The organism is Oceanobacillus sp. E9 (assembly GCF_001741975.1).
In the GTDB taxonomy this organism is placed as follows: domain Bacteria; phylum Bacillota; class Bacilli; order Bacillales; family Amphibacillaceae; genus Oceanobacillus; species Oceanobacillus kimchii.
This window is the reverse complement of sequence record NZ_LSNA01000009.1, coordinates 188,770-214,067: the sequence shown is the minus strand read 5'-3', so window position 1 is coordinate 214,067 and position 25,298 is coordinate 188,770. Positions and strand designations below refer to the sequence as shown.

The 25,298-nt window shown below is 34.8% G+C and carries 21 protein-coding genes, 1 pseudogene and 1 riboswitch; of the genes and pseudogenes, 15 read left to right on the top strand and 7 right to left on the bottom strand.

Going from position 1 to position 25,298, the window contains the following annotated elements:
* Nucleotides 1-4: 4 nt before the first annotated feature.
* The 3 genes from AQ616_RS17220 to AQ616_RS17210 are packed head-to-tail and all read right to left on the bottom strand — an operon-like array spanning nucleotide 5 to nucleotide 3,008.
* A complete protein-coding gene (locus AQ616_RS17220) occupies nucleotides 5-1,036 on the bottom strand; it encodes a FecCD family ABC transporter permease (RefSeq protein WP_039819746.1) in 1,032 nt (343 codons plus the stop codon).
* Nucleotides 1,029-2,039 carry a FecCD family ABC transporter permease gene (locus AQ616_RS17215; RefSeq protein ID WP_069686457.1) on the bottom strand — a complete coding sequence of 337 codons (1,011 nt, stop codon included), beginning with the start codon at nucleotides 2,037-2,039 and terminating at the stop codon, nucleotides 1,029-1,031. The genes AQ616_RS17220 and AQ616_RS17215 overlap by 8 nt, the downstream gene beginning before the upstream one ends.
* A gap of 3 nt (nucleotides 2,040-2,042) precedes the next feature.
* A complete protein-coding gene (locus AQ616_RS17210) occupies nucleotides 2,043-3,008 on the bottom strand; it encodes an iron-hydroxamate ABC transporter substrate-binding protein (protein WP_069686393.1) in 966 nt (321 codons plus the stop codon).
* Between the two features lie 162 nt (nucleotides 3,009-3,170).
* Here AQ616_RS17210 and AQ616_RS17205 point away from each other — a divergent pair, with 162 nt between their 5' ends.
* From AQ616_RS17205 to AQ616_RS19690, 10 genes are all read left to right on the top strand, one after another.
* Nucleotides 3,171-4,676 (top strand): amidase family protein, encoded by a 1,506-nt coding sequence (locus AQ616_RS17205; protein ID WP_069686392.1) that lies wholly within the window; start codon nucleotides 3,171-3,173, stop codon nucleotides 4,674-4,676.
* A gap of 172 nt (nucleotides 4,677-4,848) precedes the next feature.
* Nucleotides 4,849-6,378 carry an AbgT family transporter gene (locus AQ616_RS17200; RefSeq protein WP_069686391.1) on the top strand — a complete coding sequence of 510 codons (1,530 nt, stop codon included), beginning with the start codon at nucleotides 4,849-4,851 and terminating at the stop codon, nucleotides 6,376-6,378.
* A 629-nt stretch (nucleotides 6,379-7,007) separates the two neighbouring features.
* Nucleotides 7,008-7,973 (top strand): AAA family ATPase, encoded by a 966-nt coding sequence (locus AQ616_RS17195; protein ID WP_017795837.1) that lies wholly within the window; start codon nucleotides 7,008-7,010, stop codon nucleotides 7,971-7,973.
* A complete protein-coding gene (locus AQ616_RS17190; protein WP_069686390.1) occupies nucleotides 7,970-9,238 on the top strand; it encodes a DUF58 domain-containing protein in 1,269 nt (422 codons plus the stop codon). The genes AQ616_RS17195 and AQ616_RS17190 overlap by 4 nt, the downstream gene beginning before the upstream one ends.
* A complete protein-coding gene (locus AQ616_RS17185) occupies nucleotides 9,235-11,424 on the top strand; it encodes a DUF4129 domain-containing transglutaminase family protein (protein ID WP_069686389.1) in 2,190 nt (729 codons plus the stop codon). The genes AQ616_RS17190 and AQ616_RS17185 overlap by 4 nt, the downstream gene beginning before the upstream one ends.
* 76 nt (nucleotides 11,425-11,500) lie before the next feature.
* Nucleotides 11,501-11,602, top strand: a riboswitch (purine riboswitch).
* A gap of 222 nt (nucleotides 11,603-11,824) precedes the next feature.
* Nucleotides 11,825-13,360 carry a glutamine-hydrolyzing GMP synthase gene (guaA, locus tag AQ616_RS17180; RefSeq protein ID WP_017795840.1) on the top strand — a complete coding sequence of 512 codons (1,536 nt, stop codon included), beginning with the start codon at nucleotides 11,825-11,827 and terminating at the stop codon, nucleotides 13,358-13,360.
* Between the two features lie 486 nt (nucleotides 13,361-13,846).
* Nucleotides 13,847-14,650, top strand: a complete 804-nt coding sequence (locus AQ616_RS17175; protein WP_069686388.1) for a nucleotidyltransferase — start codon at nucleotides 13,847-13,849, stop codon at nucleotides 14,648-14,650.
* A 182-nt stretch (nucleotides 14,651-14,832) separates the two neighbouring features.
* Complete coding sequence (locus AQ616_RS17170; RefSeq protein WP_069686387.1) at nucleotides 14,833-15,690, top strand: TetR/AcrR family transcriptional regulator; 858 nt, start codon at nucleotides 14,833-14,835, stop codon at nucleotides 15,688-15,690.
* 116 nt (nucleotides 15,691-15,806) lie between these two features.
* Nucleotides 15,807-17,276, top strand: a complete 1,470-nt coding sequence (locus tag AQ616_RS17165; protein ID WP_069686386.1) for a DHA2 family efflux MFS transporter permease subunit — start codon at nucleotides 15,807-15,809, stop codon at nucleotides 17,274-17,276.
* Nucleotides 17,277-17,384: 108 nt separating this feature from the next.
* Nucleotides 17,385-17,555 (top strand): hypothetical protein, encoded by a 171-nt coding sequence (locus tag AQ616_RS19690; RefSeq protein ID WP_168156658.1) that lies wholly within the window; start codon nucleotides 17,385-17,387, stop codon nucleotides 17,553-17,555.
* Nucleotides 17,556-18,164: 609 nt separating this feature from the next.
* Here AQ616_RS19690 and AQ616_RS17160 read toward each other — a convergent pair.
* The gene (locus tag AQ616_RS17160; protein ID WP_069686385.1) at nucleotides 18,165-18,950 is read right to left on the bottom strand and encodes a TrmB family transcriptional regulator; all 786 of its coding nucleotides are present in this window, start codon (nucleotides 18,948-18,950) and stop codon (nucleotides 18,165-18,167) included.
* A gap of 108 nt (nucleotides 18,951-19,058) precedes the next feature.
* Between AQ616_RS17160 and AQ616_RS17155 the strand changes: the two genes are divergently transcribed.
* The 4 genes from AQ616_RS17155 to AQ616_RS19985 all read left to right on the top strand — a co-directional run bounded on the left by AQ616_RS17155 (nucleotide 19,059) and on the right by AQ616_RS19985 (nucleotide 21,391).
* Nucleotides 19,059-19,553: a GNAT family N-acetyltransferase gene (locus AQ616_RS17155; RefSeq protein ID WP_069686384.1), complete on the top strand. Its 495-nt coding sequence runs from the start codon at nucleotides 19,059-19,061 to the stop codon at nucleotides 19,551-19,553.
* Between the two features lies 1 nt (nucleotide 19,554).
* Nucleotides 19,555-19,959 (top strand): RidA family protein, encoded by a 405-nt coding sequence (locus tag AQ616_RS17150; RefSeq protein WP_069686383.1) that lies wholly within the window; start codon nucleotides 19,555-19,557, stop codon nucleotides 19,957-19,959.
* Entirely contained in the window at nucleotides 19,946-21,043 is a 1,098-nt protein-coding gene (locus tag AQ616_RS17145; RefSeq protein ID WP_069686382.1) for a threonine synthase, read from the top strand. The genes AQ616_RS17150 and AQ616_RS17145 overlap by 14 nt, the downstream gene beginning before the upstream one ends.
* Before the next feature lie 174 nt (nucleotides 21,044-21,217).
* Entirely contained in the window at nucleotides 21,218-21,391 is a 174-nt protein-coding gene (locus tag AQ616_RS19985) for a polyprenyl synthetase family protein (RefSeq protein WP_084822503.1), read from the top strand.
* A gap of 511 nt (nucleotides 21,392-21,902) precedes the next feature.
* Here AQ616_RS19985 and AQ616_RS19980 read toward each other — a convergent pair.
* Nucleotides 21,903-21,992 (bottom strand): hypothetical protein, encoded by a 90-nt coding sequence (locus tag AQ616_RS19980; RefSeq protein ID WP_084822502.1) that lies wholly within the window; start codon nucleotides 21,990-21,992, stop codon nucleotides 21,903-21,905.
* Between the two features lie 40 nt (nucleotides 21,993-22,032).
* Between AQ616_RS19980 and AQ616_RS19975 the strand changes: the two are divergent.
* A pseudogene (locus AQ616_RS19975) lies at nucleotides 22,033-22,158 on the top strand (NAD-dependent formate dehydrogenase); the annotation flags it as partial.
* A gap of 321 nt (nucleotides 22,159-22,479) precedes the next feature.
* On the opposite strand, the gene AQ616_RS17135 reads toward AQ616_RS19975, so the two are convergent.
* Nucleotides 22,480-23,835, bottom strand: coding sequence for a sodium/glutamate symporter (locus tag AQ616_RS17135; RefSeq protein WP_069686380.1), 1,356 nt, complete (start codon nucleotides 23,833-23,835; stop codon nucleotides 22,480-22,482).
* A gap of 634 nt (nucleotides 23,836-24,469) precedes the next feature.
* Nucleotides 24,470-25,072: a TetR/AcrR family transcriptional regulator gene (locus AQ616_RS17130; protein ID WP_069686379.1), complete on the bottom strand. Its 603-nt coding sequence runs from the start codon at nucleotides 25,070-25,072 to the stop codon at nucleotides 24,470-24,472.
* Between the last annotated feature and the right edge of the window lie 226 nt (nucleotides 25,073-25,298).

Genomic DNA, 25,298 nt, shown 5'->3' with positions numbered 1-25,298 from the left:
CATATCATCCTTCCTTATTTCGAATGAGAAGATAAAGGAAATAAGGTATCCCAATAATCGAAATAACAATTCCAACTGGTAGTTCAGATGGAGAAAAAATAGTCTTCGCGATAAAATCAGAAAGCACTACCAAAGTAGCTCCAATAAAGGCACTCACTGGTATGACATAGCGATGTTTAATTCCAATAAGCTGTCTTGCAATGTGTGGAGCCATCAAACCAATGAAACCAATACTACCTGATACTGACACACAAGCGCTAATTAATCCCACACTTGAATACAGGAGAAGCCTTTTTTCTTTTTCCGTTTGAATACCAATACTAATCATTTGATCTTCTTGTAATTGGAAATAATCGAGAATAGGAGCTTTTCGATAAATAAAAAAGCCTAATATTATTAACCAAGGTAGGGAAGACCAAATGTAAATCCAATTTGCATTGTAAATACTACCTGTTGTCCATATTGCTGCCATTTCATAGTCTTCTGGTGAGAGCTTTAAAGAGATATACATCGATAGAGCTCCTAAACCACTATTTAAAGCAATACCAGTTAAAATTAATCGTTGCATATCCATCTGCTGGTTTTTAGTAGCAAAGAACAAGATAAATATTGCGGTTATAATTCCTCCTACAAATCCAAATATCGGTAGCAACATGATAGATACCCAGCCATTTAAAGAGAAGGAGGAAAACATGACTTGGAAAAAATACATAAATGAAATAATCCCTACACCAGCACCTGCATTTATACCAAGAATCCCAGGATCGGCTAATTCATTTTTGGTAATTCCTTGTAAAACAACCCCCGCAATTCCAAGGCCAGCCCCAGTAATAATTGCTAGTATAATACGAGGCATTCTGAAATCAAAAATGACTAATTCTTGCATTTCATCATTACCTATTCCAAGGAGTACTTGGATTATTTCCATAATCTTCATGTCGAATTCTCCATTTGTTAAATGGAGATAAGAAGATATTAAAATTAATAGTAATAATACGCTTTGAATTATCAGAAATCTAGTTGTTTGTTTAAGCACTTTTGACACTTCCCTTACTCCAGATTAAGTAGAGGAAAAATGGTACTCCAATAATTGCTGTAACTACCCCAATTGGAGTTTCATAAGGGAAGTTAATTAATCTACTAATAACATCGCATAAAGCTAAAAAGCATCCGCCAATAACCGCTGCACACGGAATGATGTAGCGATAATCAACACCAACTAAAAATCGAGTAATGTGAGGAATAATTAATCCTACAAAACCAATTCTACCTACGAGAGCGACAGAAACACCAGTTAAGATGACAACAGTAAACATCGAAGCAATCTTAACCCATAATGTTTTCTGTCCTAAACCAATGGCAACTTCTTCACCTAGTGAACTGATCGTAATTCCCTTAGCAAGTGAATAAGCAAGTATAATTCCTATAATTCCCATTGGTGCAGACAATAGAAGTAACTTCGGATCTACTAAATGAATTTTGGAATTATACCATAATGTTATCGTTTGAGATACTTGAAAATGCATTGCGATAGAAGTTGCGACACTTCCTAAGAATGTTCCGATTATTGTTCCGATAATTGCTAGTCTTACAGGTGATAACCCATCACGGATAATGGATCCAAATCCAAAAACAAGCCCAGCACCAATTGCTGAACCAATCATTGAAATAATTATTAACGAAGCATTAGACATATTTGGTAGAAAGATAATCGCTAATGTAACTAGAAATGCCGATCCGTCATTTACACCCATTATAGACGGAGATGCCAAGTAATTTCTAGTTATACCTTGCATAATAGCACCAGCAACTGCAAGAAATGCTCCAACCAGCAATGCTGCGACGAATCTTGGAATACGAGAATTCCAAATTATTTGATGGTCTACATTACTTTCGTTGAAATGAAATATAGCTTGATAGATGGTCTCTATTGATATATCTTTTGTACCAATGATAACAGAACTAACCATAACTATTACGATAAAAAAAGGAGAGGATGCTAGTATGAATACCGGCATCCATGTGTTTTTATTCTTCATCATTCATTTCTCCGAATATAATTCTTTTAATGCTTCAAGAAAATGTACTTTTGACCAAGCAGTACCACCTTGAGCAAGAGGATCAACTGCATTTACGTGAATGCTATCATTTTTTGCAGCAGTAATGCTTTGGAAGATTGGATCCTCCATTAACTCATCTAACGCTTCAGGTGATTCCGCATTTTCTGAAGTTTCGAATTGCAAAAATACTGTGTCTGGATTAATTTCTGCTAATGTCTCCATGGACAATTCAGCTTGTGCCTCTGTACTTTTAATTACTTCAGGTGCTTCAATTCCTAAGTCTTGATAAAGTACTGGATTTAAGTAAACATCTTCCGGGTAAACAAACATAGAGCCACTTCTTACTCGGATAATAAGGACATCTTGATCTGCCATTTCTCCAGATATTTGAGAAGAAAGATCTTTTGCATCTTGCTGATAATCGTCAATAATTGTTTGTGCTTCTTCTTCTTTATTGGTTAATTGTCCTAATAATAGTAGGTTGTCTTTCCAATGTGAAGAGATATGTGAATAAGGGAATGTTGTTTGAATTTTACTTAGTTTTTCAATTACTGGCTCTTGGAATTTAGAAGACCCTAAAATCACATCAGGTTCTAAAGTAGCAATTATTTCATGATTCGGTTCTCTCTTGTCCCCGATTAAAGTAGGATCTTCAAAATCTTCAGCTAAATAATTGGGTACTTGATTAGCTATAGCTAATACACCATTTGGTTGGACACCTAGAATTGCTGCATCTTCCATAGATTCTAAGCTAGCGGTTACAATAGAATCTACTTCCGAAGGTATTTCGTACTCTTTATCTAAATATGTAATAGACTGTGTTTCTGAAGTTTCTTCTTCATTTGTATCAGAAGTATTATCCGTTGCATCAGCATCTTCGTCTTGTCCGCATCCGTATAGTACTCCGATTAGCAAAGCTAGTAATAATAACGAATATATCTTTTTCACTGTGTATTCCCCTTTCTGTTAATTAATTACATTATAATTGATAATGATTATCAATTTCAATACGTATTGTAAAAATTATAATATTTTTTAAAATAGAAGAGGCTGACTTATAGATTGAATAATGGTAGAATTTGGTTATGATTATAGGAGATGAATTGCTATATGAATTTTAAAGAGTATATTAGCTACGATGCTATAGGATTAGCCAACTTAATCAAGAACAAAGAAATACATCCAAAAGAGCTAATCAATGTAGCATTTCACAGATTGAAGCAAGTAAATGATGAATTAAATATTATTACTCATAGTCGTGAGGAACGAGTGAAAAAAGAGTCTTTAAATGAGAGAACGATTCCTAATGGCATGTTTCAAGGTGTTCCGATTCTGATGAAGAATATTTCACAGACTATTGAAGGAGAACCAATGTCATCAGGGTCAAAACTATTAAAAGATGCTACATATAAACACGATAACTATTTTGTTAAGAAATTTAGAGAAGCTGGTTTTTTATTTATGGGCCATACGAATACACCGGAATTTGGCTTGAAAAATATAACTGAACCAGAGTTATACGGAGCGACGCATAATCCATGGAATACATTATACTCACCAGGTGGTTCTAGTGGGGGAGCAGCCGCAGCGATTGCTTCCGGAGTAGTGCCATTAGCGGGGGCAAGTGATGGTGGAGGATCCATACGTATTCCTGCATCATTTACTGGACTGTTTGGATTGAAACCAACTCGTGGACGAACTCCAGTTGGACCTGGTGTAGGTAGACAGTGGCAGGGAGCATCGATCAATTTTGTATTAAGTCGGTCCGTCCGTGATAGTGCAGCGATGTTAGATCAATTGCAGGTTATAGAACCCCACGCTGCATTTCAGACCCCTTTATATGAAGGTAGTTATTTAAATGATATAGAAAAATCACAAGAAAAATCATTAAAAATAGCGTATTCTACTGAATCCCCGGTTGGGACTCCAGTGTCTGAAGATGCAAAAAAAGCAGTGAATAATTTGATTCAGTTATTACGTGACGAAGGATATGATATTGAAGAAGTAAATCATCCTGTAGATGGAAAACAATTGATGAAAGATTATTATATAATGAACAGCGGAGAGATGAATGCAACTATCTTAAGTTTAGAAAATATGCTTAACCGAAAATTAACAGATGATGACATGGAAGTAGAGTCTTGGTTGTTACATAGAGCTGGAAAATCTGTGAGTGCGGCAGCTTATTCACAAAGTTTGTCTTCATGGGATATAGCAGCAGAGAAGATGGCTTATTTCCATCAGACATATGATTTTTATATCACTCCTTCAACAGCTTATTCAGCACCTAAAGTTGGGGAATTGACAATGACGAAGGAGAAAAAGGAATATTACAAAGAATATATTGAAAAGGTATCTAATGTAGAAAAGCAAGATATTATTTATGATATGTTTTTACCGAGTTTAACGTATACCCCATTTACACAACTTGCTAATTTAACGGGGCAGCCTGCTATGTCATTACCGCTCTATTTGACTAAACAAGGCCTACCTTTAGGTGTTCAGGTTATGGCAAATAAAGGAGAAGAACACCGATTATTACGATTCGCTCGTTATTTGGAACAATCTCATTTATGGGTTAATGTGAATGAGAATCCTTATTTTAATATATATTAAGTTAACCTATATTAGTAGCATTTTTCGACAATCTTATGAAAAATGCTACTATTTTTACTTTTATATAATAGGTTTCATTATTATCTGTTCGAATGTATAATGAAAAACATGTCTAAACTCAGGCTTTATTGTCAGAATATTATCGATTTACTAACAAGGAAGGGGCAACATCATGGCAAAAGAAAGAAAAGGGTTTTTTCAACGATTTCTCGATATGATCGAGTTCGTAGGGAATAAATTACCTCACCCTGTTACATTATTTGCAATATTAGCTTTAATTGTTCTTCTTCTTTCTGCTGCATTGCAGCCACTTGATATAAGTGTGGAACATCCAGGACAAGAAGGAGAAGTTGTTGAGATAAACAATTTACTTAATGCTGAAGGAATTAAATATATTTTTGAAAGCATGACAGATAACTTTATTGGATTTGCTCCACTTGGGGTTGTTCTTGTGACGATGCTAGGTATCGGAGTGGCTGAACGAGCAGGCTTAATCAGTGCAATGCTTCGTGGATTTGTATTAGCTATACCAGGACGGTTTGTAACACTAGGTTTAGTATTTGCAGGTATTATGTCTAGTGTAGCATCTGATGCAGGTTATGTTGTATTACCGCCGCTTGGTGCATTGATCTTCGCTGCGCTTGGTCGCCATCCATTAGCTGGTTTAGCAGCAGCGTTTGCAGGTGTATCTGGTGGATTTAGTGCAAACTTTGCATTATCTGGTACCGATGCAATGTTAGGTGAATTAACCATTGCTGGGGCAGCGATAATAGACCCTGCGTATGCAGAGCAAATGAACATCGCGATGAACTGGTGGTTTATTGCAGCTTCTGTTATAGTATTAACATTTATAGGTGCTTGGGTAACAGAAAAAATAGTAGAGCCTCGCCTTGGTTCATATAAAGGTGATCAAAAAGAAGATTTAGAAGGTATTACTAGTGTAGAGAAGAAAGGACTTATTTGGTCTGGAATCTCATTTGTAGTTGCTGGTGTACTTGCGCTATTATTAGTACTTCCAGAAAATGCTCCACTTCGTGGCGATGGACCTGGAATGGATGCAATCATTCAATCTCCATTCATGAGTTCATTAGTTCCAATTATTGCATTATTATTCTTAATTCCTGGTTTGACTTATGGTATTGTTACGAAGTCAATTCGAAATGATAAAGATGTAGCTAGTCAAATGACAGATACAATGGCGTCTATGGGGATGTTTATTGTACTTGCATTTACTGCTGGTCAGTTTGTAGCTTATTTCAATGAATCGAATATGGGATTAATTTTAGGTGTTTACGGTGCTGAGTTCCTAGATAGTATTAACTTAAAAGGATTCGCTCTTATCTTGATGTTTGTCTTGATTACAGCATTTATCAATTTATTTGTAGGAAGTGCATCTGCGAAATGGGCTATGATGGCACCGGTATTTGTACCAATTATGATGCAATTAGGTTATTCTCCGGAGTTAACACAGATGGCTTATCGTATTGCTGATTCATCGACGAATATCATATCGCCGTTAATGACTTATTTTGCAATCATCATTGCATTTGCTCAAAAATACGATAAGAAGATGGGAATTGGTACGTTAATATCTACAATGTTACCATATTCCATATTCTTCCTTGTTGGTTGGTCAATCATGTTAATAATTTGGATGCTACTTGGATTACCGCTAGGTCCAAATGGTCCATTAACGTATTAAATAGTAAAAACGTAATGCAGAATTCTGCATTACGTTTTTTTATTGGGAAGGTTATCGTTCATAGACAAATCACATAGTATATTTACTCGAGAAGTAGGAGACTTTATCGCCCTTATGCCTTTGGGTAAACTCTTCATCGATTCATTACCTCACTGTGATTCAATTATCTTAGAGAGCAAAATAAAGCGTTTGGGAAAATAACTAAAAGTATTGGTCAAAAGACGGATAATAGCTAGAATAAGCTTCAGAAATATACGGAGACTCCTTGAAAATCAAAAATCGATTTTCTGCGTGCGATGCAATGCTGTCGAGGACTTCCTTGTCCTGTGGGAGTGAGGCTCACCAGCTGCCTCTGGATAAGCGGAGTATATTTCTGAAGCGGGTTTTCAAAACCTATTCATTTGGATTTTCTCCAACTTTTTCCTTTAAGAAACAGGTGGCGCGATCACTATTCTTCTAAGCAAGTCCTCATGAATTCAATCTAGTAAAATATCTAGTTAATTTAGTATAGAAAATTGGAATTATGTTAACACTAGATTTTAAATTATCAAACTATTGCGTTTGATTTCATGTACTTTTCTAGTATAGTTATAGTAGGATAATGGTAAGAGAGGCGAAGGGGGATGAATATGATTCAACAAACAAAGATTTATAATGAAAAAATAGAACGTGTTATCGAAAATATAAATAAAGTAATCATCGGTAAAGAAGAGGTAGCTAGTTTAAGTCTAGTTGCTCTTTTAACAGACGGCCATGTATTGCTAGAAGATGTTCCAGGAGTTGGAAAAACAATGCTAGTACGAACTTTGGCGAAATCTGTAAATTGTGACTTTACACGTATCCAATTTACTCCAGATTTACTACCTTCCGACGTGACTGGAGTATCGATATATAATCCAAAAGAACTAAAATTCGAATTTAGAAGTGGTCCGATATTTGGAAACATTATCTTAGCAGATGAAATTAATCGGACTTCACCAAAAACACAATCTGCTTTGTTAGAAGCTATGGAAGAAAAAAGTGTCACTGTGGATGGGACTACGAAGCAGTTACAGAAACCATTTTTTGTAATGGCAACACAAAATCCTATTGAATACGAAGGTACATATCCATTGCCTGAAGCACAGTTGGACCGTTTCTTATTAAAGTTGAAGATGGGATATCCAACTTTTGGGGAGGAGTTAGAAATGCTGCATCGTACTTCTTCTACACATCCAATCGAGGCAATCGAAGCTGTTATGTCACAGGCAGAAGTGTTGCAGGCACAAGAAGAAGTAAAACAAGTTTACATCGATCATTCAGTGAAACAATATATTATTAATCTTGTAACAAGAACAAGAGAAAATAGTTCCATATATTTAGGAGTAAGCCCGCGTGGCTCCATTGCTTTGATGAAGGCTGCTATGGCTTATGCCTATATTTCCGATCGTGACTATGTTATTCCTGATGATGTGAAGTATCTTGCTCCATTCGTATTATCTCATCGTATTATACTTACATCCGAGGCAAGATATGAGGGAATTACTAGTGAAGATGCAATTGCATCTATTATTAAATCTACGCATGTTCCAATAAGGAAGGATACAGCAGAATGAAAGGGAAGATAAAAGCTACTTGGAATATCATATGGCTAGTTTTATTAATGGCTATATTATTTAGCTATGCGATGTTTCAAGGTGGATTTGTAAGTTGGTTTTTATTTTATAGCTTTCTTCCAATTTTTCTATACCAGGTACTTTTATCTCTTTATCCGTTTAAAAAATGGGAGATAACACGTGAAATTCCGAGATCGGTGGTTCAAGCTGGTGATGAGATATATGTAACGATTCATATGAAACGAAAGTCATCATTTCCTTTATTCTATTGTTCTATAAAAGAACAAATGCCGGATTCACTAATGCTAAGAGATGTAAAAAAGGAAAAGTATCGTTCTTTTGCCAATCCAGAAGTATTAAAAGGGAATCGAACATTAAATCGAATTGTATTCCCTCTATTTAGAAAACGGATATCATTTACCTATGCAATCCAACAAGTTCCTAGAGGCGAGCATCAGTTACGAGCAGTTACGTTACGTACAGGTGATATTTTTGGTTTAATAAAAAAACAAGTAATGATACCTGTGGAAAATAAGCTCGTTGTGTTTCCGTATCTTCATGATTTAAAAATAAAAGATCGTATAACGAGTTATGATCAAGGAGCAGTTGCTTCTACTGTAGTGAATCAATCCAATACAAATATTGCCACTGGTGTTCGAGAATATGCTCCTGGCGACCGTGTGTCATGGATTGATTGGAAACAAACTGCACGAAAACAAGATGTAATGACAAAGGAATTTGAACAAGAAAAAAGTACCGAAATTCTAGTGGTACTTGATAGTTGTAATAGTAATCATATGAACCGATTAGCGTATGAAGCATCTATTGAAATTAGCTCCTCATTATTAATGGAATTTCAAAAAAAGGATCATCAGGCCAATTTTCTTTCTATCGGACAAGAGTCACACTTTTTTTCATCCAAATACGGAAGAAGTAATCATTCTCCGATGAATCGCTATTTCATACATGCTAAACCTAGTGGCACACAACCATTTTCTGTTCGTCTACGTGAAGAATTAAAAAGAAATAGAAAATCGGAAAGTATTTTTATAATTGTTACCCATTTAGATGATTTTTTAATGCAAATAATGCTAGAAGCTAAAGTCGGGAGAAAATACCTGGCAGTATTTTTTATTCAGGCAAAATCACTCATTACTGAAGAAGAACATCGTATTATTCAGAAGATGAGACTTGCGAATATTCATGTACAAATGTTATCTGACCAGCACTTGCTTGAGAGTCCTATCGAGGTGAATTTTAGATGAAGCTTAAAGGAGAAAAATCCAACCAAATAACGACGATATTGCTGTATATCAGTGGATTCTTCTTGTTTTTAGAATGGCTATATCCGCTTGGTGATATTACAGATACAACAGTTGGTGTGTTTGTAATGTTTGCGACTTATTGTTTTTTCCTGTCTCTGTTTGAGATGAAGTGGTGGTTAACTCTCTTATTAAAAGGCTTCGCATTAATGTTCATTTTAAATGGATTATATTTTGACGTTAGCCTGGTTGAATTGCAATGGATAACAAATGCGGTAGAGGAATTATTTTATAATATAAATATTCTCTTCTCTCAGGAATGGTATTTCTTGACGCCAATGTTCCGTAGTTTGCTATTTTTGATCTTAATATGGTTAATGAGTTACCTTTTGCATTACTGGTTTGTACAAATGAAGCATATTTTCTTATTTATATTATTAACATTTTTCTACGTAACGATTATTGATACATTTACCGTTTATGATGGTGCATTCTCCGTGGTTCGTACATTTATTATTTCTTTTGTTGCTTTAGGAATTGCCAATTTAGGTAAGGAAATTGATAAAGGATCTGTTCGAATTACAATAAAGAATAGTGTAGTTTATTGGCTTATGCCATTAATGGGGCTTGTTTTGTTTTCTTCGATGATAGGATATGCAGCACCTAAATTAGATCCTCAATGGCCAGATCCTGTACCGTTCATTCAAAGTGCTGCAGAAAATGCAGGGTATGGTAGTGGTCCAGTTCAAAAGGTTGGTTATGGGGAAAATGATTCACAACTAGGTGGATCCTTTATTCAAGATGATACACCAGTATTTGAAGCGACTTCAGAAGAAGATCATTATTGGCGTATAGAGACGAAGGATCTCTATACTGGGAAAGGTTGGGAAACTTCACTAGATAGTACGGAGATGGAATCACCTAATGGTATGATCCCATTTGCTACTTTTTCAAATAATGTCGAACTTGAAGATTTGGAAGCAGAAATCGAATTTGTTGGTGGGGAGTCGCTCCCGAAACTTGTTTATCCTTACGGTGCAAATCAAGTAACTGCAGAGAATGATTATGAAATTTTTCACGATGTTAGTATGGAAGCTGTATTCATGAAAGAAAATGGCGAAGATATAGAACCTGATCAATATCAAATTCAATATAATCATCCTTCTTATGACATAGATGTATTGAAAGAAGATGACGGTGATGATGGTGAAGCGATTCAAGAGAGATTCACTCAACTTCCAGATGAACTTCCTGAACGAGTCGGAGAATTAGCTGAAGAAATTACGGGAAGTCAAGAAACACGTTATGATAAGGCAAAAGCAATCGAAAGATACTTTAGTTCTAACGATTATCAATATCAAACAACCGATATCCCGGTTCCTGGAGATGGGGAAGATTATGTTGATCAATTTTTGTTTGATACGAAGGTTGGCTATTGTGATAATTTTTCTACTTCTATGGTAGTCCTATTGCGATCACTTGATATACCAGCTCGATGGGTAAAAGGGTTCACTAGTGGTGAGATTATGGACACGTTAGATGATGATAAGAGAATCTATGAAGTAAAAAATTCCAATGCCCATTCATGGGTGGAAGTATATTTTCCAGAAACAGGTTGGATTCCATTCGAACCTACACAAGGTTTTACAAACTTATCTGATTTTCATGTAGAGTTAGAAGAGAACAATGAAAATGAACAAGATTATTTAGAAGCTCCAGAAAATAATACGCAGGAGCCACCAGAGTCAGAATCTGAAGAACCTGAAGAGGAAGAGGATACGCTAGCTACTGGTAGTTCTACAAATGATGATGGTTTAACCATTAATTCTTGGTATATTTGGATTGGTATAGCAGTACTCGTTCTCATCATTGCTATTGTTCTGTTTAAAAGACGTCATCATGTAAAAGTGAGAATAATTCAAGCTAAACTAGAAAAACAACAAGACACGGCTTCTTTCCAAGATGCATATTTGTATTTAATTACGTTACTCAAAAAGCAAGGGTACCAAAGACATCCAGATCAAACGCTCAGAGAATTTGCAAAGGAAGTAGACTTTAATTTATCTTCCCAAGATATGGGAGAACTTACGAGACATTATGAACGAACAATCTATAGAGGCAACAATTCGTTGCGAATACAAGAACTAACTCAATTATGGAAAAATTTAATTAACCGTATAATGGGTTGACCAGTGCGAGCCTGCTTAGTAGAATAAGGACATGTGAAAATATAAGTGATAAAAGTCGGTTTCTATATTATTATATCGAATTTTATCCAATGCCTTTCGTATATCCTCGATAATATGGTTCGAAAGTATCTACCGGGTCACCGTAAATGACCTGACTATGAAGGCAGAAGCAGGTACGGTTAAGATACCTGGATTTCTGTCTTTTTAGATAGCTATGTCTATGTAGCTAATTGGAGGGCAGTTTTCCAGGTTTTTTTCATAGGTGAATGTTTTTTATATTATATTTTTATTTCGAATAGATATGGACGTATGATAGCCTTAAGGTATACGGTATGTAAACGAAAAACAAACTAATAATATAAGAGAGAAGCCTATAGTAAGTATAGATAGGAGAGCGATTATGGAAAATAATGAGTTAGTACTTGTACTTGATTTTGGAAGTCAATACAATCAATTAATCACACGTCGAATTAGAGAATTTGGCGTTTATAGTGAACTTCATTCTCATAAATTAACCGCTGAAGAAATCAAAGAAATGAATCCAAAAGGAATTATTCTTTCTGGTGGTCCTCATAGTGTTTATGATGAAAATAGTTTCCGCTGCGACGAACGTATTTTTGAATTAGGAATTCCTGTATTAGGAATTTGCTACGGGATGCAGTTAATGTCACTTCATTATGACGGTAAGGTTGAGCGCTCTAAAAACCGTGAATATGGGAAAGCATTGATTGAACTTGATGGAGAGCCTGTATTATTTAAAGATACTCCAAAAGGACAGACTGTTTGGATGAGTCATGGAGACAAAGTCACTGCAGCACCACCATCTTTCAACATTGATGCAACAAGCCCTTCCACACCGATTGCAGCAATTAGTAATGTAGAAAAGAACTTGTACGGTGTTCAATTCCATCCGGAAGTTCGTCACACTGAATATGGAAATGATTTATTAAATCGCTTTGTATTCGATGTATGTGGATGTGCTGGAGATTGGTCAATTGAGAACTTTATTGATATGGAAGTAGAGAAAATCCAAGAAACAGTTGGCGATCGTAAAGTACTATGCGCACTAAGCGGTGGAGTAGACTCTTCTGTAGTTGCCGCTTTGATTCATAAAGCGATCGGCGATCAGCTAACTTGTATTTTCGTGGATCATGGTCTTCTTCGTAAAAATGAAGCAGATGATGTCATGAAAGTATTTGCAGAAGATTTTCAGATGAATATTATCAAAGTCGATGCTAAAGATCGTTTCCTATCTAAATTAGCGGGTGTATCCGACCCAGAATTAAAACGTAAAATTATTGGTAATGAATTTATTTATGTATTTGATGATGAAGCGTCGAAACTTAAAGATATCGACTTCCTAGCACAAGGCACACTATATACGGATGTTATTGAAAGTGGTACCGACACTGCACAAACAATTAAATCTCACCACAATGTAGGTGGATTACCAGAAGATATGCAGTTTACGCTAATTGAGCCTTTAAATACGTTATTTAAAGATGAGGTACGTGAATTAGGATCTCAATTAGGTGTACCAGATCGTATTGTTTGGCGCCAGCCATTCCCAGGACCTGGATTAGCTATTAGAATCCTTGGTGAAGTAACCGAAGAACACTTAGAAATCGTTCGTGAATCAGATGCAATCCTACGTGAAGAAATTGCAAAAGCAGGTCTAGATCGTGATATTTGGCAATACTTCACAGTCCTACCAAACATCAAAAGTGTTGGAGTAATGGGTGATGCACGTACGTATGCTCATACAATCGGTATCCGTGCGGTAACTTCTATTGATGGAATGACTTCCGATTGGGCACGTATTCCATGGGATGTATTAGAAAGAATTTCTACACGTCTTGTGAATGATGTAGATAATATAAACCGCGTTGTGTATGACGTTACAAGTAAGCCGCCTGCTACGATTGAGTGGGAGTAAGTAGCTAGCCTAATTTGAAAAGAGAATGCCTATATAAAGGCATTTGTCCTAATCTAATATGGAGAAATTAAGTTAAAAATGATATGGTTCCCTGCCAAAATCCCTGCCAAAAAATAATTTGGCAGGGAATTTTTTGTTTTGTATCAAATTTTGATAGGGGATTTTTTTAGTATTTATTGTGGATTTTAAAATAAGGTTTGGTACAATAGCATTAACAAGCTGGATTTTGAGATAATACAACAAACGGGCCATTTAATGGTATAAATAATCAATGGTTATATTAAATAAAACCAGGTTTGTATGTATTTTGTTGGATGGAAGGAAAAAGGTTGAATTGAAAATCACAACTCAATAGTATATTATGTTATACTCATACTGATTAAGAAATGGAAGGAGCATTATACATGTGTTGCTCTTGCTGTCAAGTAGTTGATAAATCCCTTATCTGAAAAGGAAATTATTAGATTTAGATAAGGAGATTGAGATATGTTAATTCAAAATATAATTATTCAAACTGTTAGAGAGAAATGTATTGAAGATGAATTGGTTTCAGCGTGTATGATGTATGGATCTTTCACAAAAGGTGAAGGAGATCAGTATTCTGATGTTGAGTTTTATATATTCATTGAAGATGATGAGATAGAGAATTTTAGCTCAAGACATTGGCTCTCTGAAGTTTATCCAGTTGACTTGATCTTTTACAATGAGTATGGAACAGAGGTAGTGATTTTTTCAAATATGATTCGTGGAGAGTTCCATTTTCTTCCTGTATCAAAAATAGAAGTCATAAAAAGTTTTAAGCCTACTGGAGTGTTTCCAGATACTGAGTCTATGTATATTTACGATTCTACAGAGCAATTAAAGCCTTTACTTGATGATTTAGGTGGAGCTGGGCCAGATCGAATGACTGATGAGAATGTTAACTTCGCTTTTAATAACTTCGTGAATGCTTGGATGATGGGTGTAAACGTGATGAGAAGAGGAGAGTTAGCACGTTCTCTGGAGGCTTTAACCCATGTGCAAAAGTATATATTACAATTGATAAGGGTAAAGGAAAATACGGTTGAACGATGGTTAAACAGTACAAAAAATTTGGAAGAAGATATAAGTACAGAGTCGTATAAAGACTATGTATCAGTAACCTCAAAATTAAAAGAAAATGAGATGAAAACTGCTTATAAGAATGCGTTGAATATAGTTGAAGTACTCAATGAAATGCTGAGTTCTCTTTATATGGTTGATGTAGACAAAGATTTAATTAGTAAGCTTTACAGCTACCTCAATGAATAAAACAAGTATCAAAAGTTCATTGTTTATAAACAGTGAACTTTTCAATTAACGGGCGCGATTGTTTCACTTTGATGTTCGATTATCGGGCCAATATTGTGGAGTTAAATTTAACATTATTCTTTCCATCCCCATTGTTCCATGTTATTTTTGAATGGAGAAAATGAATCAAAGGAATTGATTAAATGGAAGATAAAAAGCAATATATTGTCAAGTGCGCACACCAATTATTTAAAGAAAAGGGGTATCTTGATACATCTATTCAAAATATTTTAGAAGCTGCTGACGTTTCAAAGGGGACTTTTTACAAATACTTTTTATCAAAGAGCGATTTAACTTTAGTACTTTTAAAAAATTTAGATGTACAGCTTTCTACACAATTTAGCTATGATTTTTTTAATCAAGTAGGCGAAACTGATATCGAACATACGAAGCAGTTAATTTATCAAATAAAAAAGTTTGAAAAAGAGAATGCATTGCGTCGAATTATGACCGAATCCGTTATCGATAAAGATCCCGCACTTATGGATTTTATTCAGCAAAGACGCCAAAAGTCTTTAGTTTGGTTATATCAATGCATGGAACATGCTTTTGGGCAACAATTTCCTCATGCTATTACTGACGCTACATTATTCTTACAAGCATTACTAACGAATTTAACAAAATACAGTTTTACAGGTGTTGAAGAAATTTCTCTTAAAAAGGTTATTGATCATTGCTTTGAACAATTAAATCTTTGTATTAATCATATGAACCAACAACCTCTTTTTAAAATAGAAATTATTTTTAATTACCAACTTATTTCAAACGACGAAGAATTTGTGAATGAAACATTGCAATTAAAAAAATGGCTGCATATACATGCTAAAGAAAATGAACAATTTGAGCTGTTAGTGAATTATTTAGATTTTATTTTATTGAATCATCAACAATTACAGCATTTTACTGCGTTAAAAAAACAAATTATTGTCGCCTTCCAAGAAGCATTCAAGCATTCCGACCATAATATTCAACAATATATTCAATACTTACAAATGAAATAAAAGAGACTGGAGATTTTTTGAACGAAATCTTCAGTCTCTTTTTATTGCATTAATAAAAAAAACACGTTAATATACTTAGTGTATATTTTTTAAACCACAAGTATAGGAGAGGTTTTATGAGCGATACTGCACAAACACAGAAAAAAGGAAATAGCTGGATCGTCATTCTAATGATCGGTGCCTTTTTTACGGTACTAAGCACGACCGTCATGAGTAACGTCATTCCTGTTATTATGAAAGAATTTGATGTCTCAACTTCTGCCGCACAATGGTTAACGACAATGTATATGTTAATTGCTGCAATTTTAGTTCCGACATCAGCCTTTTTAATGTCGAGGTTTTCGATTCGAACATTGTATTTAAGTTGTATGGCTATTTTCACTGTTGGTACCATTCTTGCTGGATTTGCGCCAACATTTTCAATTTTATTAATCGCACGTGCTATTCAAGCGATTGGTGCGTCAATCATCATGCCATTACTGATGAACATTTTATTTAAAGCATTCCCAGAAGAAAAACGTGGGAAAGCAATGGGGCTATTCGGTTTAGTATTAATCTTTGCACCAGCAATTGGACCAACTTTCGCAGGTTTAATTTTAGAAGTAGCAGAGTGGAACGTGATTTTCCATATCATTTGGCCAATTTCATTAATTGTACTCATCGTTTCTTATATGAAAATTGAGAAAGACCCAAAACCAACTGGTGGACCATTTGATTTACTATCAGTAATTCTTTCAGCAATTGGATTTGGTACATTAATTTATGGATTCAGTAATGCTGGGAGCCGAGGATGGGATGATGTAGTTGTCCTAACATGCTTAGCAATTGGTGTTGTTGGTTTAGTTTTGTTCATCGTTCGACAAACAAAACTAGAACATCCAATGTTGAACTTCGGTATCTTTTTAAATAAACAATTTACTATTTCAATTTTTGTATTTTGTACCGTAGTATTTGCCATGTATTCAGTCATGATTACAGTACCAATTTATTTACAAACAGTGCGTGGTTTGTCTCCTTTAACAAGTGGACTATTAATGATGCCAGGTTCTATTTTAATGGGTCTTTTAATGCCGATTAACGGTAAATTATACGACCGATTTGGTGTGAAACCGTTATTATTAATTGGATCACCACTAATGATTATTGCATCAATTATGTTTAGTAACTTAACAATCACAACATCCTATGCGTTTGTCTGCATTGCCTATATTATTCGTTTAGTAGGTGTAGGTATTGTACAAGTACCAATGCAAACAAATGCGATGAACTCTTTAACTGAAAAAGAAATTACGCATGGTAGTGCAATGGTCAATACATTACAACAACTTGTAGGTGCGATTAGTACAAGTTTAATTATTACTATGATTTCAACACGTTCTTCAACACACGGAGAAGAATTAGCTGCAGTAGCATTAAAAAATGGACAGACATTAACGGATTCGCTAAAAGCTTCGATTACAAATGAAGCGATGATTTTAGGGAACAATGACGCCTTTATTGTGACAATTTTTGTGGCAGTTATTGGCTTAGTAGTTGGACTATTTATTAAAAATAGAAAAGGTCTTGGGAAAGCGGGACATCATTAATTAGGGGGAGTTATTCATGGAATATAACTGAATTTTTATTGCAGTAGATGGGTCTAAAGAAGCTGAATTAGCATTAAAAAAGCCATTGCCATTTCTAAACGAAACAATATGGCTAAAGTATATGTTATTCACGTTGTCGATAACAGTGGTCGTATGCACTTCACTGAACAAGTAGATAATATGATTTCGTTTGAACTACAAAAATTTGGTGAAACACTTTTTGCTCGTTATGAACAAATACTACAAGATGATAGACTTGTTGAAAGACCGCTCAATTAAACAATTAACTGTAAGTTCGCTTACACAGCATGCTAAATTGCATCGTTCTACATTTTACTTGAATTATCATGATATACAGGGTGTTTGGTAAAGTCTTATTGATTCATTAATAGAAGAGTTATTGAGAGAATTACAACAAAAGTCGTAGTGGCATTACTTTCAAAATACTTTTAGCTATTTAATCAATTACAAAGTTACACAAAAGATTGCCTATATTAAAGGTATAAGTTCAATAGCCGAACTTATACCTTTTCATTTGTGACGAAGTATATACTCGTATTTTCTTATCGTTCTTATACTTTAACTACAGGAACTCTTTAATTGAAATAAGTTATTCAGCAATCGGGCGCGATTGTTTAACTTTGATGTTCGATTATCGGGCCATATTACGTAGTAGACTTATACTGCGCAGCAAGGAATTTATTATGAAATAAAAAATTATTAAATCGGTTTTATTTATTGTAGGTGTTCAACAATCGGGCAGGTCGTGAATATGAACTTATTTAAAAAGATGGTGGGAAATTATTGTATTTTTATACCATCTTTTTAACATTTTCTATACATAAAAGGAGACGCAGGAATTTCAATGGTGATGATGCTCTTTCAGTTTCAATCTTCTACAAAGAATTGTCTCCTCCCGGAAGAAATCCAATGTTCTAAATTTTCATCTGATTGCTTCACAAGTCTGTTTACCAATACATCATGCCAAATATAATCCTCTAATAAGCGAATATGCATCGGATCATCTGTATAAAAGGCAATTTCTCGGTCTTTTAAGGACGGTCCATAAATCATTTCTTTTGAGTCAATGGAGAGTATAAACCAATGATCACTGTCGGCTGATTCTGTATAAGATGTTATACGGTGTTTTTCTAAAGTCAATAACGGACAATCCACATGGAACGTAATACCTTGTATTTTCACATTATTATCAATTTGTTTCAACTCGTTTTCTAACAGTTCGTACACATCTGACCAAATTGAAATGACAATTTTTTTTTCTGCTTTATTAATAAGTTCCTTGCAATAATTTAGAATTGTGGATTGACTTTTAATCGTATAAACTTTATTATCTGTACTATTTTGTTGTTTAAGCTCTAGCTCTCTAAGTCCTATATCTATAGTACGATAAGTTTCCTCCCATTCCTCTTGTGTTTTTTGCAGAAATATTTCAACTGGTAATGGTGAATAAACCATCGATTTTTCAAATTCCTCTTTTAATACAATTCCCTTTTCAACAAGACTTTCTAATGTGTCATAAATACGTGCGCGTGGAATACCCGAAATTTTACTAACTTGATAAGCAGTTGATGTTCCATTTTGTACGAGCGTTGTATAGCTTTTTGATTCATATTCATTAAAACCTAGTTTTTTTAATTGATAAATTAACTCCATATAAATTCCTCCAAAGATTCATTAATCTAAGCTTAACGAATATGTTTACATTTTGCAATTCATTAGTTACTATTATAGTAGTAACTAACTATCGGGGAGGGATATAAAATGTTCAGAGTAGCAACGGAATCGGATTTACCTAAAATTATGGTTATCGTAAAGCAAATTGTTGTGGAAATGTCGTCATCCAATAATCGTCAATGGGATGAAATGTATCCTCTGCCAGATGATTTTCTTCAAGACATAATTACAGAATCATTATATGTATTAGAGGAAAATGCCCAATTGAAAGGATTCATTTCAATCAATGAAGATTTCCCTCCAGAATATAATGAGCTGAATTGGAGATCTAAAGACTTTCTTGTTATTCATCGGTTAGCTGTAAATCAAGCAAATCGTAAAGAAGGTGTTGCGAGGATGCTAATGCATTTCGCTGAACAAGTTGCAAAAGAACGAGGAATCAAGTTTCTTATATCAGATACGTCTGAATTGAATGTTGGAATGAACCGATTATTTAATAAACTTCAGTATTTGAAAGTTGGACAAATTCATTTAGGTGAGAAGGAATTTAAATTTAATTGTTATGAAAAGGAGATTGATTAACATGAAAAGCTTATTTGAAGTTGGCAATTTAAAATCAAATGGTCATTATGCTTTAGCAACAATTCATCAAGGAAATGTGTATGTTTCAGGACAGTTCGCTATTGATCCCGAAACAGGTGAAAAGAAATTTGGAACGATTGAAGAAGAAACATTGCAAGCATTGAGAAATGTCGAATCTATATTAAATGCAGCTGGAACCAAAAAAGAACAAATACTTCGTATGACATTATACATTTCAGATGTTGCACTTTGGAATCAAGTAAATGAAGTATATGAACAATTCTTTGGCCCACATAAGCCGGCAAGAACGGTTGTACCAACGAAAGATTTACATTTTGGTTTTAAAATTGAAATGGAAGCAATTGCTTATATTGAATATGGAGACGATGAAAATGACCAATTATAGTTGTTCAATATGTAATGAAACGTATCCGATTCAAGAAACTCGTTGGAAATGTAAATGTGGCGGGCTACTGAATTTAGTTAAAACAAAAGCAGACTCAGCAAACAAATGGACAGATCATCCATCGATTTGGCGATATGCCTCTTCAATGGACGCTGGAGAAGACTTAAAAGGCTGGCCTTCCGTTACCCTAGGTGAAGGGCAAACACCTTTGCTTGTATTAGATGAAACAGAGCCAAACACATTTGTTAAATCAGAATTTATGATGCCTACTCTTTCATTTAAAGATCGTGGCGCTGCAGTATTAGTAACTCAGGCGAAACAACTAGGCGTGAAGAAAATAATTGCTGATAGTAGTGGGAATGCAGGGACGGCAATTGCTGCTTATAGTGCAAGAGCTGGAATTGACTGTGATGTCTATGTAAGGGCAGATACTTCACCCAAAAAACTAGCACAAATTGCAGCGCATGGAGCAAGGATTAAAGCAATTAAAGGGACAAGGGAAGATGTGGCAACCGCTGCCCAATTAGCTGTTGAAGAAGAACAAGTTTTCTATGCGAGTCATGTCTATAATCCATATTTTTATGAAGGAACAAAAACATATGCTTTTGAAATTTTTGAGCAGTTAAAGAAAGCACCCGATACAATGATGGTTCCAGTAGGTAACGGAACATTAGTATTAGGTGTATATTATGGTTTCAAGGAGCTCTTAGAGGCGAAAAAAATTGACCGTATGCCAAAAATTGTAGCAATTCAAGCTGAAAAGTGCGCACCTCTAGCCCAGGCATTTGAAAATCAAGAGATGATAGCAAAGCCGGTTAGGAATGAAGGGACTTTAGCAGAGGGGATTGCCATAGCTGCGCCAGCAAGATCGAAGGAAATATTAGAAGCAATTCGAGAAACTGAAGGTACGATTATCAAAATCGGCGAAGAAGCAATAACAGAAGGTCGTAAAAAACTTGCATCTAAAGGATTCTATGTAGAAGTTACCTCTGCTATTAACTATGCAGGCTACCTGAAATATAAGCAATTTAAAGATGAAGTAATTGTAATCCCTCTATGTGGAGCTGGAATTAAGTCGAATTAGAATTGCGGCACTTTCAGAAAGTTTATCCTGCATTTGAGTCTTCTGTAAAAGGGCGCTATCCTGTAACACGGATCAGCGCTGTTGGTATATTAGCTAATTTAGAACATATAAGCCCTCAACAAAGAATTAGAATTATTTCATTGCTAAGTCCACAATAATAAAACAGGAGAATTATTGCGTTTCAGTATTGAATCGGGAGCCATTTTAGCAGATGCTACATCTCAACAAGTAAGGCTATTACGTAATTTTGCAAAACACATTGGACTCGCATTTCAAATCAAAGATGATATTTTAGATATTAAAGGCAGTACAGTAAACTTGGTAAAACAGCTGGTAAGGATATTGTAAGTTTAAAAAATACGTACCCATCTTTATTGACATCAGAGGTTGCTAAAGATAGGTTGCATGAACAGTATAAATTAGCATTAGAAGCCTTGACTCAATTGGATTAAGACTCAATTCTTTTACGTGAAATTGCCAACTATATTGTTATGAGAAATTATTAGGGTGACTCAGCTTGTGAAACATTACTTAAACTATTGGGGTGCTTTAGTTGAACAAGAGCTATTCTTTGCAGCTAGTCTTTTGCTGCACAGTACAAATATACTATGTAATAGAATATTAATAATATGCCACAATCGGGCGCGATTATCTAATAAAAATCGCGCCAATATCGCATATAAGGGTCATATTGTGGCAGATCTTCCTTAAGAGATAGTAATGATAAAATAAATGGAGATTGTGAAAAGGTATACTTAAGAATAGCCTAATTATGTGGTGTACCAACAAGATAGTTTATTAAGAATAAAAAAAGAGACCCACGTAGAATCTCTTGCCTTACAATAAATTAATTTTTAACTTAAGCCTTTATTTGACTAATGATGTCATGAACATCTACAAAAGATCTTTGCTCAATAATTTTGCCTTCAGAAATACGTAAAAGTATCATAAGAGAAAATCTGGCTTCTTTTCCAGTTGCAGGGATACCGGCAGAGCAAAATGTAATGGAAGCGTTATTACTCTTGAGAAACTATGAAGAAGGTCATCGCCAAGCTGTAGAAGGGGAATGGGATTTGCCAAAAGTTGGTGCAAGAAATTTTAACCAGCTTCATGAATAATAATCCTATAAACGATTCGTATTTAATCGTAGATAATCATAAAATTACGAACCAAAGTTATCAAACTCAAAGCTAACGGGACATAACAATAAGTTTTGCCAAAAGTCGGATGATAACGCTTAATAAGCGTAAGAAATATACGGAGACTCCTTCCTATGGGGAAGGGGCCTAGGCGAGACCCCGGAATGCGGAGCATCCGAAGGCTCACCAGCCGCCCATGGAAAGCGGAGTATATTTCTTACGCGGGTTTCAAAACCTATTCATTCGGGTTTATCTTTCTTTTATAAAATAGTACTCTTAAGAAACAAGTCGAATACGTTAGTTTGATGTGTTCTCATGTTTACCTTGTCCCCATAATCCTGTGACTTTGTAGATGACGATAATAGCTGCTGCACCAAGTAGAAGAACTACTGGTATAGCCCATGTGAATCCAAGCGCGAATAGAATTGGAGCAAAGGTAACAATAATAATATCAATCGGGGCCACACCTACATAAGCAAGGGCATAGTCTTCAGGTGTGCGACTTTTAAGTTCGGGGTCAACTATTCGTAATAGTGCAAGTCCCATAGCGACGGTTCCTGTACTCCAACCCCAACCAAAAATTGATTTCTCTAACCAGAATTCTTTGAATATGTTTGGACCGACAAAGCGGAATAACAGATAAGCCCACAATGTTCCAAAAGCAAAAAGGAGAATTAGTGGTAGAGCGTAATCCATAACCACTGTTATATTTATAGAAGCAATACCAAAAGCAACAAGAAAGTCGGTTGCAGTACCTCCTATACGCTCCATCACACGACCGTCAACATATTTATCTGATTTTATTCGTCGACTGATTGCTTGAAATAATAAACCGAGTATAAATGCAACACTAAATAATGGAATGGATATTGCTGGAATTAAATCAGAAAGTGTATTTGTCAGCCAATAAGATATACCAATGATAAAAGCAATAATAGCCAGATGTAATACCAGTGGGTCAATGGAACTCGAGGACACCGTTTCTTGTCCCATATTGAATCTCTTTGATTTTGGCATTAAACCCGATTTTAATTCAGATGGAAGGTCTTTAAAGCTAGTAATAAACTGTGTCTTTCCACTCTCTGTACTATGCTTAATAAGAAATAATCCACCTAAAACAGCAACTAGTAATCCGACTGTTGCTGATGTCATTCCAAGATCCATCGCTTCTTCCCATCCAGCATGGATTAAGCCTTCTCCAAGGGCGGCGGCTGTACCATGTCCACCTAAGAAACCTGCTCCTAAAATTAATCCAAATCCATTTGGCAAATCATTAAAGATGGGGTTAAGAATAAGCATAGCAAATAAAACACCAATGCCCCACATAGATAATGTAAGAATCATCGAGTATGAAAACATATTGCGTACACGATGAAAAACTTCAGATAAACGTATCTTTGCAGCCCCGATAGGTATTGCTGCAAAAATAACAGCAATTAACAAGCTCGGATAAACGCTGAATTGTTCGGAAAAAGGTAGAATTCCTAATCCACTAGGACCGAAAGCAAGCCCTAGAAATCCTGCAATCATACTAGCTGGTAAGAATAAGGATTGAATCCACCTCACTTTTGCGCGTAAAATGGTTCCAACTAATAGTAATCCAGAAATAATACTTATATCTATCATTAACGACCAAATTGTAAAATTCTCCATTTCGATAAAATTCCTCCTTCATTTATTTTTTAAACGACTGTTTTAGGATTTGGTGAGAGAGTTTGTAGAAAGTGATAGCTTATTGCTACAGGTTTGGAGGATATACATAGACTATCTATTATACCATATCTGAGAGTTTTGATATAGTTTACTATTAATTAAAGAAGCAACTGTGAGCTGTTGTAAGAGCTCACAGTTGCTTCAGCCATGCTATATAACATTCTATCTAATACCACAACTACAAATAGTTAATACAACATCTACAAATAGTTATGGGGCATAAATATTATATTTGGATAATAGGTAAGCCTAATTTTAATTGAAAACGGTGACTCCCGCTCAACAGAGCTTAAAATATGGAAATTCGAAGAAAATCGAAGAATGATTAGTGCATAAAGTTTGTCTATTAACCAAAGTACAAGCAAATAACAAAAAATATAGTGAAAAGAGCACGTCTATCAATCAAATCACAAGCTCATTAATTGGTTACACTAGGAAAAAGGTTTTGTTTTCCTAGTTAGTTGAATCCGTGCCTGCTAAAGGCCCCGTCAGCAATGAATAGCAAACAAACATTCAGATTTTATACCAAATATTTTAATTATGAAATTGATTTAAAAATTTTGTCTTACTTTTCCTATTCTTTCTTGTTTGGTGCAATCCCTTTAATCAACATTTCTGTCCATTCTTCTGTATAGGGCATGATTTTTTCATATACTTGAGGACTGGAAATTCCTTCTACAAGTGCCTGGAAATAAATCAATAGAAATTCATCGGAATATTTTAAGTCAATTTTTCCTTCCTTACGTCCACGGTGGAATAGATCTAATAACATACCAAAACTTTCTTGGGTATATTGTTGCATCATTATTGACAATCCATCATCATCTTTTCTTGTAAGATATTCCATCATAGATAAATAAAAACCCTGATTGATCTTATTAAAAAAATTAATTTTATTTTGGCTCATTGAAATTAGTGTCTCTTCAAAAGTTTTATTCTGATCCATGATTTGCTTTGCGGATGTCGCCATTTGTTTTAAAAAGTGCTTGAAAACTTCATGGATAAGATTTTCTTTACTGCCAAAATATTTGAAAACAGTTGTTTTTCCAACATTAGAGGATTTTGCAATTTCCTCCATCGTTACATTTGGTTTTTCTGTATCACTATTCATCAATGTAAAAGCAGCTTCTAATATCTTTTTTTTCTTCTCTTCGGTTCTTTTTTCAAAGCCATTCACTGTCTAAGCCTACTTTCTATGTATCATTAATATTTTTCCGGCAGTTTATACTTTTCCTTATATTATATAGAAAAATATACGAACTATCAAACTGATAATAGTAATTATTTTATTGACTAAAGGACTTAAAAGTAATAATATTGAACCTATAAATGAACTTTAGTTTAAAAAGAGGTTTAAATTTATAATAAAATGAACTATTTCATTAATAATAGTTTATAATTAT